The following is a 15,996-nucleotide window of genomic DNA, read 5'->3' as shown; positions in this document are numbered from 1 at the left end:
CACGCGTGTGGTTCACCTGGTCGGGGTACAGCGCCTTTCGCCGTCGGAAAACTTCAAGGCCGTAGTGTTTCGCCGACGATCTCCCGGGCACCGACCCGGGCATGACGGGTGACCTGAGCAGCTGCACCGTGGTGGTGCCGACGATCGGCCGTCCGTCCCTCGACGTCCTGCTCGACGCGCTGGCGACCGGTACGGGGCCGCGACCGGCGGAGATCGTGCTCGTCGACGACCGGCCCACCGGGGAGCCGCTGCACCCGGAACGCCCCGGTCTGCCGCCCGTGCGCGTCGTGCGCACCGGCGGTGGCGGGCCCGCGCGGGCCCGCAACCTCGGCTGGCGGGTGGCCCGCACAGAGTGGATCGCCTTCCTCGACGACGACGTCGTCCCCGACCCCGACTGGTACGCGGCGCTGGCCGCCGACCTGGCCGCGCTGCCCGCCGACGTCGCCGGCACCCAGGGCCGGGTGCGCGTCCCGCTGCCTGCGCACCGCCGGCCCACCGACTGGGAGCGCGGCACCGCGGGCCTGGCCACCAGCAGCTGGATCACCGCCGACCTCGCCTACCGCCGCGCCGCGCTCGCCGCTGTCGGCGGGTTCGACGAGCGCTTCCCCCGCGCCTTCCGCGAGGACTCCGACCTGGCGCTGCGGGTCATGGACACCGGCTCGCGGCTCACCCGCGGCGAGCGGTGGATCACCCACCCGGTGCGCCCGGTCGACCGCTGGGTGAGCGCCCGGGTGCAGGCCGGCAACGCCGACGACGTCCTGATGCGCCGGCTGCACGGGTCCACCTGGCGCGACCGCGCCGACGCCGCCGTCGGCCGCCGCCCCCGCCACCTCGCCGTCACCGCCGCCGCCCTCGGTGCGGCCGGCCTCGCGCTGGCCGGGAAGCCGAAGGCCGCCGCGCTCGCGGCGCTGGGCTGGGCCGCCGGGACGGCGGAGTTCGCCTGGGCCCGGATCGCCCCCGGCCCGCGCACCCGCGACGAGGTCACCACCATGGCCCTGACCAGCGCCGCGATCCCGCCGCTGGCCACCTGGCACTTCCTGCGCGGCGCCGTCGTGCACCGCGGCGTCCCCCCGTGGCGCGGGCTGCCGGAGCTGGTGCTGTTCGACCGCGACGGCACCCTCGTGCACGACGTGCCCTACAACGGCGACCCGGCGCAGGTGCGGCTGGTCGACGGTGCCCGCGGGGCCGTCGACGCGCTGCGCGCCCGCGGGGTGCGGATCGGGCTGGTCACCAACCAGAGCGGGGTCGGCCGCGGGCTGATCACCCGGGAGCAGGCCGACGCGGTCAACGCCCGGGTCGCGGAGCTGCTCGGCGGCTTCGACACGGTCCAGGTCTGCCCGCACGCCCCGGAGGACGGCTGCGACTGCCGCAAGCCCGCCCCCGGCATGGTCAAGGCCGCCTGCGCCGCGCTCGACGTCGACCCCGCCCGCTGCGTGGTCGTCGGCGACATCGCCGCCGACCTCGGCGCCGCCGCGGCCGCCGGCGCGCACGGCATCCTCGTCCCGACCCCCGTCACCCGGCCGGAGGAGGTCACCGCCGCCGCGCACCGGGCGCCCACGCTGACCGAGGCGGTCGACGACGTCCTGGCCGGCCTGTGGTGACCGCTCCCTTCCCCGGTTCCTCGCGAGAGACCGGGGGGACGGTGCTCGTCGCGCGGCTGGACAACGCCGGCGACGTCCTGCTGCAGGGCCCGCTGGTCCGCGCGGTGGCGCACGGCGCTCACCGGGTCGTGTTCCTCGCCAGCCCGCAGGGCACCGCCGCCGCCGGGCTGCTGCCCGGCGTCGACCAGGTGCTCACCTGGCACTGCCCGTGGATCGACGGCAACCCGCAGCCGGTCGACGCCGCCGACCTCGCCGCGCTCGCCCAGCGGGTGCGCGACGCCGGCGTCACCGAGGCGGTGCTCAGCACGAGCTTCCACCAGTCACCGCTGCCGCTCGCGCTGGTGCTGCGCACCGCCGGGGTCGGCCGGATCTCCGCGATCAGCGTCGACTACCCCGGCTCGCTGCTCGACGTCCGGCACCGGGTCGACGACGACCTGCCCGAGCCCGAGCGCGCCCTGTCCCTGGCCCGCGCGGCCGGCTTCGACCTCCCGGACGGCGACGACGGCCGGCTCGCCGTCCGCCGCCCGCTCCCGCCGAACCCGCACGCGCCGGGCTACGTCGTCCTGCACCCCGGTGCGTCGGTGCCCGCCCGAGCGTGGCCGGCGCAGCGCTGCGCGGAGGCCGTCGCGGCGCTCGCCGACGCCGGGTACCGGGTGCTGGTCACCGGCGGGCCGGGGGAGCGGGAGCTCACCGCCGCCGTCGCCGGCACCCGCGGCGTCGACCTCGGCGGGGAGACCACCCTCGCCGAGATGGCCGCGCTGCTCGACGGCGCCGCCGCGGTCGTCGTCGGCAACACCGGCCCCGCGCACCTGGCCGCCGCCGTCGGCACCCCCGTCGTCTCGCTGTTCTCCCCGGTCGTCCCGGCCGTGCGGTGGGCGCCCTACGGCGTCCCCACCGTGCTGCTCGGCGACCAGTCCGCCCCCTGCCGCGACACCCGGGCCCGCGAGTGCCCGGTACCCGGCCACCCCTGCCTGTCGTCGGTCACCGCCGACGACGTCGTCGCCGCCGTCGGAAAGCTGGTCGCCGCATGAAGGTCCTGCTCTGGCACGTGCACGGCTCGTGGACGACAGCGTTCGTCCAGGGGCGGCACGAGTACCTGCTTCCCGTCGTCACGGGCCCTGACGGGGTGCGCAGCCCGGACGGTCTCGGCCGGGCCCGCACCTGGGACTGGCCCGCGTCCGCCCGCGAGGTGACTCCCGCGCAGCTCCGAGAGGAGCGGCCGGACGTCGTCGTCCTCCAGCGCGAGCGCGACCTGCAGCTGGTGCGGGAGTGGCTGGGTGCGGAGCCTGGCCGCGACCTGCCCGCGGTCTTCCTCGAGCACAACGCGCCCGACGGGGGAGTGCCGGACACCCGGCACCCGATGGCCGACCAGTCGACGGTCCCGATCGCGCACGTCACGTACTTCAACCAGCTGTTCTACGACAACGGCAGCGCGCCGACCGTGGTCATCGAGCACGGCATCGTCGACCCCGGCGAGCGCTACACCGGCGAGCTCGCCCGGGGCGGCGTCGTGGTCAACGAGCCGGTCCGCCGCGGCCGGTACACCGGCGGCGACCTGCTGCCGCTGCTGAGCCAGGCCGCGCCGCTCGACGTCTTCGGCATGGGCCTGACCGGCCTGCACGAGGCCTACGGCCTCGACCCCGACCGGGTCGGCCTGCACGACGACCCGCCGCAGGCCGCGATGCACGCCGAGCTCGCCCGCCGCCGCGTCTACGTGCACCCGGTGCGCTGGACGTCGCTCGGGCTCTCCCTGCTGGAGGCCATGCACCTGGGCATGCCGGTGGTCGGGCTGGCCGCCACGGAGGCCGTCGAGGCCGTGCCCGCCGACGCCGGGGTGCTCTCCACCAACCCGGAGGTGCTGGCCCGCGCGCTGCGGCACTTCGTCGACGAGCCGGACGCCGCCCGGCTCGCCGGCAAGGCCGCCCGCGCCGCCGTCCTGGAGCGGTACGGGCTCGACCGGTTCCTGGCCGACTGGGACGCACTCCTGGGAGAGGTGACCCGATGAAGATCGATCTGGTCAGCGAGCATGCCTCGCCCTTGGCCGCCATCGGCGGCGTCGACGCGGGCGGGCAGAACGTCCACGTCGCGGCGCTCGCCGCGGGCCTGGCCAAGCGCGGCCACGACGTCACCGTGCACACCCGCCGGGACGACGCCGACCTCCCGGCCCGGGTGGAGACCGCCGACGGGTACACCGTTGCGCACGTGGACGCCGGCCCGCCCCGCGCCGTCCCGAAGGACGACCTGCTGCAGCACATGGGCACCTTCGCCGACGTGCTGCGCGCGCAGTGGGCGGCCGACGCCCCCGACGTGGTGCACGCCCACTTCTGGATGAGCGGGCTGGCCTCGGTGCAGGCGGCGTCCCGGCTGGGCATCCCGGTGCTGCAGACGTTCCACGCCCTCGGCTCGGTGAAGCGCCGCCACCAGGGCGACGCCGACACCTCGCCCGAGCAGCGCATCGACCTGGAGCGCGGGCTGCTGCAGGACGTCACCCACGTGGTCGCCACCTGCACCGACGAGGTGTTCGAGCTGCGCCGGCTGGGGGTCGCCACCGAGAAGGTGTCGATCGTCCCGTGCGGCGTCGACACGTCGGTCTTCACCCCGCGCGGCCCGGTCGCGCCCAAGAACGACCGGAAGCGGCTGCTCGTGCTCGGCCGGCTGGTCGAGCGCAAGGGCCAGGAGGACGCCGTCCGCGCGCTGGTCGAGGTGCCCGACGCCGAGCTCGTCGTCGTCGGCGGCCCGCCGGTGCCCGAGCTCGGCACCGACCCGGAGGTGCAGCGGCTGCGCGCGGTCGCCGAGCGCCTCGGCGTCGCCGACCGGCTGGTGTTCACCGGCTCGGTGTCCCGCGCCGACGTCCCGTCCTGGGTGCGGTCGGCCGACGTCGTGCTCGCCGTCCCGTGGTACGAGCCGTTCGGCATCACCCCGCTCGAGGCGATGGCCTGCGGGCGGCCGGTCGTCGCCACCGCCGTCGGCGGGCTGGTCGACAGCGTCGTCGACGGCGTCACCGGCGACCTCGTGCCGCCGCGCGACCCGCACCGGCTCGGCGAGGTGCTCGCCGCGCTGCTCGCCGACGACGACCGGCGGACCGCCTACGGCGCCGCCGGCGTCAAGCGCGCCCGATCCCGCTACCGCTGGTCGCGTGTCGTCGCCGACACCGACGCCGTCTACCGCCAGGTCCTGTCCCAGCGCGCCCCCGTGGAGGCCGTCCGATGAGTGCTGTCCCGTCCGAGAAGCTCCCGCTGCGCAGCGCGGAGGTCGTCTCGCCGGACTCCTGCACCCACCTGGTCGGGCACGACCACGTGGCGTCGCTGACCGCGGCGCTGAGCAGCCTCACGGAGCAGGTCGGGACGCTGGACCGCTGGGGTGCGCTGCTGGCCGGCGTGCTCACCGGCCCGGGGCGCGGTCGGCTGCTGGCGGCCGGCAACGGCGGGAGCGCCGCGCAGGCGCAGCACCTCACCGCCGAGCTGGTCGGCCGGTACCGCGCCGACCGCCCGCCGTTCTCCGCGATCTGCCTGACCGCGGAGACCTCCTCGCTCACCGCGATCGCCAACGACTACCCGGCCGACGAGCTGTTCGCCCGGCAGGTCGAGGCGCACGGCCGCGCCGGTGACGTGCTGGTGCTGCTGTCGACGTCCGGCCGCTCGCCGAACGCCGTCGCCGCCGCCCGGCGGGCCCGCGAGTGCGGGATCACCGTGCTCGCCATGACGGGACCTGCGCCCAACCCGCTGGCCGCCGTCGCCGACGACACGGTGGCGATCGACTCCGAGTGGACGGCGACCGTGCAGGAGTGCCACCTGGTGGCGCTGCACCTGCTCTGCGCCGCGTTCGACCAGGCCGTGCTCGCCGACTCGCCGCGGGTCTCCACGACCAACCACGTCGAGGTCATCAAGTGACGCGCTCGACGCCGCGGCCGGTGGTCGTCGTCGGCGACGCGCTGCTGGACGTCGACCTGGTCGGCAGCGCCTCCCGGCTGACCCCCGACGCGCCGGTGCCCGTGGTCGAGGACGTGCAGCGGCACGAGCGTCCCGGCGGCGCCGCGCTGGCCGCCGTGCTCGCCGCGCAGTTCTCCGGCGCCGAGGTCGTGCTGGTGACGCCGCTCGCCGACGACGACGGCGCCGCCCGGCTGCGCGAGCTGCTCGACGGGCGGGTGCGGCTGATCGCCATCCCGGCCGACGGTGGCACCCCGGTCAAGCAGCGGATCCGGGTCGGTGACCACTCGGTGGCCCGGCTCGACAGCGGCGCCCCGGTCGCGGAGATCGGCACCCTGCCGGCGGCCGCCGTCCGGGCCATCCGGGACGCCGCGGCCGTGCTCGTCGCCGACTACGGCCGCGGGACGACGGCCGACCCCGCCGTCCGGGCCGCGCTGGCCGCCGCCCGCGGCCCGGTGGTCTGGGACCCCCACCCGCGCGGCGCCGACCCGGTGCCCTCCACCCGGCTGGTCACGCCCAACGGGTCCGAGGCGGCCCGTGTCGTGGGTGCCGAGGTGACCGGCGAGGGGCTCGCCGCCGTCGGCGCCCGCGCCGAGGCGCTGATCCGGCACTGGGGGGTGGGCGCGGTCGCGGTGACCATCGGCTCGCGCGGCGCGCTGCTCTCCTACGGCGAGGGGGCGCCCATGGTGGTGCCCGCCGTGCCGGTGACCGGCGGTGACCCGTGCGGTGCCGGCGACTCGTTCGCCGCCGCCGTCACCGTCGCACTGGCCTCGGGTGCGGTCACCGGTGACGCGGTCACCGCTGCGGTCGCCGCCGCCGGGGCGTTCGTCGGCCGCGGCGGGGCGACGGCGTGGGACCAGGTGCCCGCCGCCCCCGACCAGCCCGCCGACGGCGTCGAGGAGCTGCTCGCCCGGGTGCGCGCCGCCGGCGGCACCGTCGTCGCCACCGGGGGGTGCTTCGACCTGCTGCACGCCGGGCACGTCGCGACGCTGCGGGCCGCCCGCGGGCTCGGCGACTGCCTGGTCGTGTGCATCAACTCCGACGCGTCGGTGTCCCGGCTCAAGGGCCCCTCGCGGCCGCTGGTCACCGCCGGGGACCGCGCCCGGGTGCTGGAGGCGCTGGAGTTCGTCGACGCGGTGGTGGTCTTCGACGAGGACACCCCCTCGGCGGTGCTCGAGCAGCTCCGGCCCGACGTGTGGGCCAAGGGCGGCGACTACGCCGGCGCGGACCTCCCCGAGGCCGCGGTGCTCCGGCAGTGGGGTGGCCAGGCCGTCGTCCTGCCGTACCTGCCCGGCCACTCGACCACCGCCCTGGTCGAGCGCTCGAAGGTGTGACCGACCCCATCTCCCCACTTCCGGCGCCGGACGTGGGGGACGGGCGGCCGGTGGCGGTCGTGCTGCGGCCGCTGGGGCTCGGGGACCTGCTCACCGGGGTGCCGGCGATCCGTGGCATCCGGGCCGCGGTGCCCGACCACCGGCTGGTGCTGGCCACGACGCGCGCCCTCGAGCCGCTGGCCGGCCTGGTCGACGCGGTCGACGAGGTGCTGCCCGCGGTCGAGCTCCAGCCGCTGCACTGGTCCGGGCCGCCGCCGGAGCTCGCCGTCGACCTGCACGGGAAGGGCCCGCTCTCGCACGTGGTGGTCGCCGACCTGCACCCGCAGCGGCTGCTCACCTTCGACAGCCCCGGCTACCCCGGCCCGACCTGGTACGCGGGAGAGCACGAGGTGCGGCGCTGGTGCCGGCTGGTCAGCGAGGGGCTGGGCGTCGACTGCGACCCGGACGCGCTCGACCTGCGGGTGCCGGACGTCGCCCCGCCGGTGCGCGACGTCGCGGTCGTGCACCCCGGCGCCGCCTTCCCCGGCCGGCGCTGGCCGCCGGACCGGTTCGCCGCCGTCGCCCGGCACCTCGCCGCGGCCGGGCACCACGTGGTGGTCACCGGTGGCCCGGCCGAGCGGGAGCTGGCGCAGCAGGTCGCGTCGCTCGCCGGGCTGCCGGACGACGCCGTCCTCGCCGGGACGACGACCTCCCTGGAGCTGGCCGCGGTGGTCGCCGCCGCCCGCGTCGTGGTCTGCGGCGACACCGGAGTGGCCCACCTGGCGACCGCCTACCGCCGTCCCTCGGTGGTGCTGTTCGGCCCGGTGTCACCCGAGCTGTGGGGGCCGCCCCGGCGCCCGCAGCACGTCGTCCTCTGGCACGGCGACGGCACCGGCGACCCGCACGGCACCGAGCTGGACCCGGCCCTGGACGAGATCGGCGTCGACGAGGTCACCGCCGCCCTCGACGCGCTGCTGTAGCGGAGTCCCAGCGCATCACCTCCCGAGCGCTGGGACTCCACCCAGCTCACCCGCGGCGGCGGATGGCGTCGAACAGCACGCTCTGCAGGTCGTTGGGGTCCAGCGCCGGGTAGGCCGCGCCGCCGGTGGCGTCGCCGATCTGCCGCAGCGCGTCCAGGTCGGCGTCCGGGCCGAGCGCGATGCCGATGACCTTGACCGGGCGCTGCGGGTCGGCCTCGGCGCGCAGCGTGTCCAGCAGCGCGGGCAGCTGGATGCCGGCGTCGTCCTCGTTCTTCCCGTCGGTGATCAGCACGACGCTGTTGACCGACTGCGGGTCGAACGCGTCCCGCGCGGCCCGGACGGCGGCCAGCGTCGTGTCGTAGAGCGCGGTGCCGCCGGGGGCGAGCCGGTCGGGCAGCGTGTCGAACTGCTCGTCGATCGCCTGCCGCTGCGACTTCCCGTCGCCGGCGTCCGCGTCGAACCGGCGCAGCGGCACGAGCTCCTGCCAGTCCTGGTCGCCCTGCAGCCGGTACGCGAAGTCCCAGACGCCGCCGGAGTACGAGTCCGGCAGCAGCGCGAGCGCGCTCTTGGTGGCGTCGCGGGCCAGCGTCACCCGGGTGCCGTCGCCGACCCGGGCGTTCATCGAGGTGGAGACGTCGATGACGGTGAGCAGCCGGGTCGGGGTGGCGAGGCTGCTGATCCGGGTGAGCAGCGAGCCCAGCCCGGCGGGGTCGAGCCGCATCGCCCGCGGCGCCTGCTCCTGGACGCCGCGGTCCGCCGACACACCCTCCGGCGCGGCACCCGAGGAGTCGCGGAACCCGGCCTCGCGGGCCGCCCGCTGCGCCTCCGGGGCGGTCAGCGCGGCGACGACCGCGTCGACGGCCGCCTGCTCCGCGCCGTCCTGCTCGCCGACCCGCAGCACCGGGTAGTCCAGCGCGGGCGAGCCGTCGCTGGGGTAGACCGCGACCAGGTCGCCGCCGTCGTCGGCGGCCAGCAGCTCCTGCTCGCTCACCGGCACCAGCGGGGCGTCGGCCCCGCCCTCCCGGGCGGCGGTCAGCGCGTCCTGCGGCGAGGGCACCTCACCGCGGCCGGCGGCGAGGACCGCCTGGACGACGGCGTTGTCGGCGTCCTCGTCGCCGCCCAGCGACTGCCGGACGGCGGCCAGCGCGGACAGCCCCTCGGCGCTGGCGGTGATGTCTGGGACGGCGAGCGGCCGGCCGGTGCCCAGCGCCTGCCCCCAGCTCGGCGCCGACCGGGTCCAGCCCAGCTGGTCGGCGGCGGCGCGGCTGGTGGCCAGCACCAGCGGCGAGCTGGCGAGCTGGCCGGCGGCGTCCAGCGGTGCGTCGCCGGCGCGGTCGGCCCACAGCGACGAGTCCGGCACCCACACCTGCGGCAGCGAGCCGCTGCGCAGCGAGCCGAGGGTCTGCAGCGGCTCCTGGCCGGTGACCTCGGCCGTCGCGCACGACCCGTCGTCCAGCCGCTGGTCGGCGTCCAGCAGCCGCTCCACCAGCCCCGCGGCCTCGGGCGCGACGGTCACCCGGACGGTCTGCCGGTCCTCGCACGAGCCGGCGGCCCGGGAGTCGTCGTGGCGGGTCCAGAGGACGAGCAGGGTCGCGGCGACGGCGACCACCACGACCGCGACCACGATCCCGAGCACCGCCGGGCTCCGGCGTCCGGCCCGCACGTCGGCGTGGCGCCCCATCAGTCGTTCTCCGTTGCGTTCAGGCCCCGCGGCAGGGTCCCGGGACGGCGCGCGACGGCGCTCCCGGGGCTCGGTCGGCAGCGACTGTACCCAGCCGGAGCCCCGGGAGTGAGGTCGATCCCGTCACACAGTGCAGAGAGGGTGACGCTCTGTGTGCAGAGTTGCCAGCGTCAGCCGGCGGCGACCAGCGCCTCGCGGCGGGCGGCGAACCACTCGACGGTGCGGCGCAGCCCCTCGGCGGAGGGCACCTCCGGCCGCCAGCCGAGCTCGGTCTCGGCGAGCGTGGTGTCCGGACGGCGCACCTTCGGGTCGTCGACCGGCAGGTCGATGAACTCGATCGGCGAGGCCGAGCCGGTCATCTCCTTGATCCACTCGGCCAGCCGCAGCATCGACAGCTCGTCGGGGTTGCCGATGTTCACCGGCCCCGGGTGGCCGGAGGAGGCCAGTGCCAGGATGCCGCGCACGGTGTCGTCGACGTAGCAGATCGAGCGGGTCTGCGAGCCGTCGCCGGCGACCGTGATCGGACGGCCCTCGAGCGCCTGGTTGGCGAACGCCGGGATGGCGCGGCCGTCGTCCGGGCGCATCCGGGGGCCGTAGGTGTTGAAGATCCGCACGATGCCGGTGTCGACGCCCTGCGAGCTGCGGTAGGCGGTGGTCAGCGCCTCGCTGAACCGCTTGGCCTCGTCGTACACACCGCGCGGGCCGACCGGGTTGACGTTGCCCCAGTAGTCCTCGCGCTGCGGGTGCACCAGCGGGTCGCCGTACACCTCGGAGGTGGAGGCGATGACGTAGCGGGCGTCCTTCTCCTTGGCCAGGCCCAGCGTGTGCAGGGTGCCGAGGCTGCCGACCTTGAGCGTCTCGATCGGCATCTTGAGGTAGTCCAGCGGGCTGGCCGGCGAGGCGAAGTGCAGCACCAGGTCGACCGGGCCGGGCACGTGCACGTAGTCGGTGACGTCGCAGCGGACCAGCCGGAAGCCGGGGTGCTCCATCAGGTGCAGCACGTTCTCCGGGGAGCCGGTGAGGAAGTTGTCGAGGCAGACCACCTCGACACCGCGGTCGAGCAGCTGCTCGCACAGGTGCGACCCCAGGAAACCGGCGCCTCCGGTGACCACCGCCCGACGGATCTCCCGCGCTGCCCGCATCGTCACAGTCCTCTGCCCCGGCGCGGCCGACCCGCGCATCACCGAGAGCGCTACCCCTAGATCAACAACGGAAACACTTAAAGCCCGAAGTGTTGTCCCCCGATGAGGTGGACCGGGCCACCGCCTCCCCGGCGGTGGCCCGGTCCCCGGTCAGTCGACCGGCTTCTCGTCCGGGATGCCGTCCTTCGGCGGCGCGGCCTCCTTGCCCGAGTACTCCTTGATCGCCGCCTTGCCGAGGTCGGTGGTCTGCACCGGGCGGACCTCCTCCGTCCCGGTGCCCTTGATCCGGCTGATCGACATGCCGCTGGTGCCCATGTGGCTCTTCTCCGAGTACCGGAACGGCGCCAGCACCGGACCCTCCCAGTCGCCGCCGGCCTGCTCGATCGCGTCGACCAGCCCCTCCCGCGTCGGGTTCTGCCCGGCGGCCTGGAGGGCCTGCACGGTCGTGTAGGCCATGCTCATGCCGTAGATCCGGTAGTTGGTCAGCGGGCTGCCGTCACCCTTGGCGTCCCAGATCGCCTGGAACTGCTTCACCCAGGGGTCGTCGGGCTGGTCGACGGTGGGCAGGTAGTCGGTCGTCAGCGCGCCGTCCAGCAGCGCGGCGTCGCCGACCTTGCCCTGCGAGAAGTTCTTCAGCAGCGCGCCCACGAGCGTGGGGTCCGAGCCGACGTTCGAGTAGAACCACTGCGGCTTGTACCCCAGCTGCAGCGCCGTCAGCTGCGACAGCGCGGTGTAGCTGGGCACGTTGAAGCCGACGACGAAGTCGGCGCCGGCCGCCTTGAGCGCAGCGATCTGCGGGCCGACGTTGGTGTTCCCCGGGGTGTACCGCTCCGCTGCGACGACCTGGCCGTCGACGAACTGGCGGATGCCCTTCTCGCCGTCCTCGCCGAAGTCGTCGTCCTGGAGGAACAGGCCGACCTTGGCGTCGGGGAACTCCTCGGAGATGTACTTCCCGATGATCTTCCCCTCGCTCTCGTAGTCGGTCTGCCAGCCGAACGTCTCGGGGTTGGTCTTCGGGTCCTCGCCCCAGAGCCGGGAGCCGGAGGCGACGAACAGGTCGGGGACACCCTCGCCGTTGAGGAAGTCCAGGACGGCGCTGTGGGTCGGCGTGCCGAGCCCGCCGACCATGGCGAAGACCTCGTCCTCGAGCACCAGCTTGTTCACGACCTGGCTGGTGTTGGTCGGGTTGTAGGCGTCGTCCCGGTAGACGTACTCGATCGTCCGGTCGTTCACCCCGCCCTTGTCGTTGACCCAGTCGAAGTAGGCCTTGATGCCGGTCGGGATCTCGCTGTACCCGGGCGCCGCGACGCCGGTCAGCGGGAAGTGGCCACCGAGCTTGATGCTGGTCTCGGTGACGCCGGTGTCGGACGCCTCGTTGGCGCCGCCGGCGTCCTGGGCGTCGGACCCGCCGTCCCCGCCGCCGCAGGCGGCCAGCGAGGCGGCGACGGTGGCGGCGGTGAGCAGGGCGAGGGGGACCGAGCGGAGTCGGCTGGGGGATCGGGCCACGGGTGCACTCCTTTGTGCGGCCGGGCGGGGTCGCCCGGGTGGTCGAACGGTTCAGGTGGTCCGGTCCGCTGACGCGGGCCGGGAGAGCGGTCGGCTTCCCCCGGGTCACCCCCCGTCCTGACGGGTGGCCGCCCGCCCGGCGCGGCGGGCCTGCCACCGCAGCCGGAGGGTGCCGACGAGGCCCGCCGGGGCGAAGACCATCACCACGACCAGGACGACGCCGTAGACGAACGGCGCCAGCTGGGCGGCCTCCGTCTGGTCCAGGCCGAGGTCGCCGCCGAGGTCGGTGACGAACGGCGGGAGGAAGACCAGCACCGCCGAGCCGAGGAGCGCCCCGACGAGGCTGCCCAGGCCGCCGATCACCACCGCGGTGAGCAACGACAGGGACAGCACCAGCGTGAAGCCGCTGGGTGCGGCCAGCCGGACGACGAGGGCGAGCACCCCGCCGGCCAGCCCGGCCGCGGCCGCGCTCACCACGAAGGCCAGCACCCGCCAGGCGCCGAGGTGGATGCCGGCCAGCTCGGCCGCGACGTCGGCGTCGCGCACCGCCCGCCAGGTGCGCCCGATCCGGCTGCGCGCCAGGTTGGCCAGCAGGAAGTACGTGATCAGCAGGCAGATCGCGCCCACGTACGCCAGCCACTTCGTGGTGGTCGCCGAGGCGCCGGAGACCGCGTCGACGAAGCTGCGGAACGACTCCGGCGGCCGCGGTGCGCGCACCCGCAGCCCCTGCTCGCCGCCCAGGGTGTCGTGGAAGTAGACGGCCAGGCCGGGCAGGCCCACCGCGAGCGCCAGCGTCGCGCCGGCCAGGTAGGGCCCGTGCAGCCGGGCGGCGGCCGCCCCGACCAGCGCACCGACGGCCGCGGTGGCCACGACCGCGGCGACGAGCACGACCGGCAGCGGCAGGGGGTCGTCGGCCTGCAGCATCAGCGCGGTCGTGTAGGCGCCGACCGCCATCAGCGCGCCGTGGCCCAGCGAGATCTGCCCGTTGAGCCCGGTCAGCACGGTCAGCCCGCCGGCGGCGATGGCGTAGTAGCTCAGCGTCGCGAGCTGGGAGTTGGTGTACGCGTCGGTGACCTCGAGCAGCACGACCACGCCGAGCGCGGCGAGGACCAGCACCACCAGGTGGCGCAGCAGGGTCGAGCGGGGCAGCAGCGACCGGCGGCCGGCCGCCGCCGGGGCCGGCGCCACGTCGGCGGCCGCGGTGGCGGCGCCGGTCGGGGCGGTGGCCGTCGCGCCCGGGGGGAGCTCGCTCATCGTCACGCCCTCCGGGCCGTGCTGCCGGCGAACAGCCCGCCGGGCCGGACCAGCAGCACCACCATGAGCACGGCCAGCGCGGCGACGTTGACCAGGGCGCTGCCCCGGGGCACGTAGCCGCTCACGTAGCTCAGCGCGAGGCCGAGCAGCAGTCCGCCGACGATCGCGCCGACGGGGGAGTCCAGCCCGCCGAGCACCGCGGCGACGAAGCCGTAGACGATGAGGCCGTCCATGTAGCCGGGGTGGACGAACTCCCCGCCGGCGATGAGGATCCCGGCGAGCGACCCGACGACGGCGGCGAGCGCCCAGCCGAGGGTGAGCATCCGGCCCACCCGGACGCCCAGCAGCCGGGCCACCTCCTGGCCGAACGCCGCCGCGCGCATGGCCAGCCCCACCCGGGTGAACCGGAACAGCACGACCAGCGCGGTCATGGTCACCAGCACCGCCACCAGCACGTACACGCTGGTCGGGTTGAGCGCGATCCGGTCACCACCGACCTCGAAGCCGGCCAGCCCGAACGGCGTCGGGAACGACTGGAAGCGGGACCCGAAGACGATGGCGATGCCGGCCTGGACGGCCACGAACAGCCCGAGCGTGACGATCACCGCGTTGAGCTCCGGGCCGCCCTCGACCGGCCGGACGACGACCCGCTCGACCACCGCCCCCAGCACGAAGCCGGCGGCGAGCGCGACCGCCAGGGCCGCCCAGTAGGACCAGCCGGAGTGGATCAGCGAGAGGGCGATGAACGCGGTCAGGGCGGCCATCGAGCCCTGGGCGAAGTTGACCACGCGGGTCGACCGCCAGATCAGCACCAGGGCGAGCGCGAAGGCTGCGTACACGGCGCCCTCGGTCAGCCCGGTGAGCGTGACGTCGATGAACTGTCGCACGGGGGAGTGCCTCCAGGTGTGGCGCGTGGGCCGGGGTCAGAAGCCGAGGTAGGCGTGCCGGAGGGCCTCGTCGGCGAGCAGCCGGCGAGCCTCGTCGGTGGCGACGACCCGGCCGAGGTCCAGGACGACGCCGACGTCGGCGACCGACAGCGCGCTGCGGGCGTTCTGCTCCACCAGCAGGACCGCCAGGCCGTCGGTGTCCACCAGCCGGCGGAGCAGGGCGAAGATCTGCGCCACGATCCGCGGCGCCAGGCCCAGCGACGGCTCGTCGAGCAGCAGCACCCGCGGCTGGGCGAGCAGTGCCCGGGCGATCACGAGCATCTGCCGCTCGCCCCCGGACAGCGTGTGCGCCGGGTTGTCCCGCCGGTCCACGAGCCGCGGGAAGAGGTCGTACACCCGGTCGAACTCGCTGCGCGCCACCTTGCCGCGGAACAGCGCGCCGACCCGCAGGTTCTCCTCGACGGTCAGCTCGGCGATGACCCCGCGGCCCTCCGGCACGTGCGCCAGGCCCTTGCCGACCATCGCCTCGACGGGCGCTGCGGTGATGTCCTCACCGTCCAGGGTGACCCGGCCGGCGACCGGCCGGACCAGGCCGCTGATGGTCCGCAGCAGGGTGGTCTTCCCCGCCCCGTTGGCACCGAGGACCGCGGTGATGCGGCCGGGCGAGGCGTCCAGGGTGACATCGTCGAGCGCCCGGACCGGCCCGTAGGCCGACGTCAGGCCGGTGACCGCGAGCAGCGGCGGCGCCGGGGTCCCGGGCCCGGCGGTGCGGGTGGAGGTCTCGGTCATGCCGCGCCGTCCCCGGCCACCTCGACGTCGTCCCCGAGGTAGGCCTCGGTGACCGCCGGGTCCGCCTGGACCTCCGCGGGTGTGCCGCCGGCGATCCGGCGGCCGGAGTCGAGCACCGTGATCCGGTCGCAGACCCGCATGACCAGGTCCATGTGGTGCTCGACGAGCAGCACGCTCATCCGCCCGGACAGCGTGCGGATCAGCTCACCGAGCTCGTGCATCTCGTCCTCGGCCAGCCCGCTGGCCGGTTCGTCGAGCAGCAGCAGCTCCGGTTCCAGCACCAGCGCGCGGGCGAGCGCCACCCGCTTCTGCACCGGGTAGGGGAGGCCGCCGGGGTACCGGTCCGCGTACCGCTCGGCGTCCAGCCGGGCCAGCGCCGCAGTCGCCCGCTCGCGCAGCGCCCGCTCGTCGCGGTCGGCCCGGGGCAGGGCCAGCAGCGCGGAGAGGAAGCCGGCCCGGGCGTGCCGGTGCGCGCCGACCATCACGTTCTCCAGCACGGTCATGCCGGGGAAGAGACCGACGCCCTGCAGCGTGCGGGCGATGCCGTGGCCGGCGAGCTGGTGCGGTCGCAGCCCGCGGAGCGGGCGGTCGCGCCAGGTCACCGAGCCGCCGGTGGGCCGCACGAGCCCGCAGGCGACGTTGAACAGCGTCGTCTTGCCGGCCCCGTTCGGGCCGATCAGCCCGTGCACCTGCCCGGGCTCGACGGTCAGCGAGACGTCGGACAGCGCGGAGACACCGCCGAAGGCGACCGAGATGCCGGCCATCTCCAGCCGGTGCCGCGGGGCCCCGGCGGCCGGTCGGTCGGGTGCGGAGGTCCCTGCGGTCGGGCTCGGCTGCGCCAACGGGCCCACGGCTCCCTCGCCTCGGTCGACCGCCCGTCGCGGCGTTGCGCCGGGCGAGGTGCCGGGGCGTCCCCC

At 75.8% G+C, this 15,996-nt stretch carries 14 protein-coding genes; 7 read left to right on the top strand and 7 right to left on the bottom strand.

The annotated features are described in order from the left end of the window. Positions 1–101: 101 nt before the first annotated feature. From AB0J00_RS15545 to AB0J00_RS15515, 7 genes are read left to right on the top strand one after another with little or no spacing between them, the layout of a single operon-like run. The gene (locus AB0J00_RS15545) at positions 102–1,601 is read left to right on the top strand and encodes an HAD-IIIA family hydrolase (protein WP_357746085.1); all 1,500 of its coding nucleotides are present in this window, start codon (positions 102–104) and stop codon (positions 1,599–1,601) included. Between the two features lie 41 nt (positions 1,602–1,642). After that, positions 1,643–2,632 (top strand): glycosyltransferase family 9 protein, encoded by a 990-nt coding sequence (locus AB0J00_RS15540; protein ID WP_357746082.1) that lies wholly within the window; start codon positions 1,643–1,645, stop codon positions 2,630–2,632. After that, positions 2,629–3,606, top strand: a complete 978-nt coding sequence (locus AB0J00_RS15535; RefSeq protein WP_357746080.1) for a glycosyltransferase — start codon at positions 2,629–2,631, stop codon at positions 3,604–3,606. The genes AB0J00_RS15540 and AB0J00_RS15535 overlap by 4 nt, the downstream gene beginning before the upstream one ends. Next, complete coding sequence (locus tag AB0J00_RS15530; RefSeq protein ID WP_357746077.1) at positions 3,603–4,811, top strand: glycosyltransferase; 1,209 nt, start codon at positions 3,603–3,605, stop codon at positions 4,809–4,811. Before AB0J00_RS15535 ends, AB0J00_RS15530 begins: the two co-directional genes overlap by 4 nt. Continuing rightward, positions 4,808–5,491: an SIS domain-containing protein gene (locus AB0J00_RS15525; protein ID WP_357746074.1), complete on the top strand. Its 684-nt coding sequence runs from the start codon at positions 4,808–4,810 to the stop codon at positions 5,489–5,491. The genes AB0J00_RS15530 and AB0J00_RS15525 overlap by 4 nt, the downstream gene beginning before the upstream one ends. Further along, complete coding sequence (gene rfaE2, locus AB0J00_RS15520; RefSeq protein ID WP_357746072.1) at positions 5,488–6,861, top strand: D-glycero-beta-D-manno-heptose 1-phosphate adenylyltransferase; 1,374 nt, start codon at positions 5,488–5,490, stop codon at positions 6,859–6,861. The genes AB0J00_RS15525 and rfaE2 overlap by 4 nt, the downstream gene beginning before the upstream one ends. A 50-nt stretch (positions 6,862–6,911) precedes the next feature. Beyond that, positions 6,912–7,820 carry a glycosyltransferase family 9 protein gene (locus AB0J00_RS15515; RefSeq protein WP_357746069.1) on the top strand — a complete coding sequence of 303 codons (909 nt, stop codon included), beginning with the start codon at positions 6,912–6,914 and terminating at the stop codon, positions 7,818–7,820. Between the two features lie 46 nt (positions 7,821–7,866). Here the strand turns inward: AB0J00_RS15515 and AB0J00_RS15510 are convergent, their stop codons facing one another. From AB0J00_RS15510 to AB0J00_RS15480, 7 genes are all read right to left on the bottom strand, one after another. After that, on the bottom strand, positions 7,867–9,501 hold the full coding sequence (locus AB0J00_RS15510; protein ID WP_357746067.1) for a substrate-binding domain-containing protein: 1,635 nt from the start codon (positions 9,499–9,501) through the stop codon (positions 7,867–7,869). Positions 9,502–9,671: 170 nt separating this feature from the next. Continuing rightward, a complete protein-coding gene (locus AB0J00_RS15505; protein WP_357746065.1) occupies positions 9,672–10,643 on the bottom strand; it encodes a UDP-glucuronic acid decarboxylase family protein in 972 nt (323 codons plus the stop codon). A 150-nt stretch (positions 10,644–10,793) separates the two neighbouring features. Beyond that, positions 10,794–12,149, bottom strand: a complete 1,356-nt coding sequence (locus AB0J00_RS15500; protein WP_357746063.1) for an ABC transporter substrate-binding protein — start codon at positions 12,147–12,149, stop codon at positions 10,794–10,796. A 105-nt stretch (positions 12,150–12,254) separates the two neighbouring features. Then, positions 12,255–13,403 (bottom strand): branched-chain amino acid ABC transporter permease, encoded by a 1,149-nt coding sequence (locus tag AB0J00_RS15495; RefSeq protein ID WP_357746061.1) that lies wholly within the window; start codon positions 13,401–13,403, stop codon positions 12,255–12,257. 2 nt (positions 13,404–13,405) lie between these two features. Next, a complete protein-coding gene (locus AB0J00_RS15490) occupies positions 13,406–14,290 on the bottom strand; it encodes a branched-chain amino acid ABC transporter permease (protein WP_357746058.1) in 885 nt (294 codons plus the stop codon). 36 nt (positions 14,291–14,326) lie between these two features. Next, positions 14,327–15,079, bottom strand: a complete 753-nt coding sequence (locus AB0J00_RS15485) for an ABC transporter ATP-binding protein (RefSeq protein ID WP_357746055.1) — start codon at positions 15,077–15,079, stop codon at positions 14,327–14,329. Beyond that, positions 15,076–15,843: an ABC transporter ATP-binding protein gene (locus AB0J00_RS15480; protein ID WP_357746052.1), complete on the bottom strand. Its 768-nt coding sequence runs from the start codon at positions 15,841–15,843 to the stop codon at positions 15,076–15,078. Before AB0J00_RS15480 ends, AB0J00_RS15485 begins: the two co-directional genes overlap by 4 nt. Positions 15,844–15,996 lie beyond the last annotated feature (153 nt).

Source organism: Modestobacter sp. NPDC049651, assembly GCF_040659695.1.
GTDB lineage: Bacteria > Actinomycetota > Actinomycetes > Mycobacteriales > Geodermatophilaceae > Modestobacter.
This window is presented reverse-complemented; position numbering and strand designations above follow the sequence as displayed.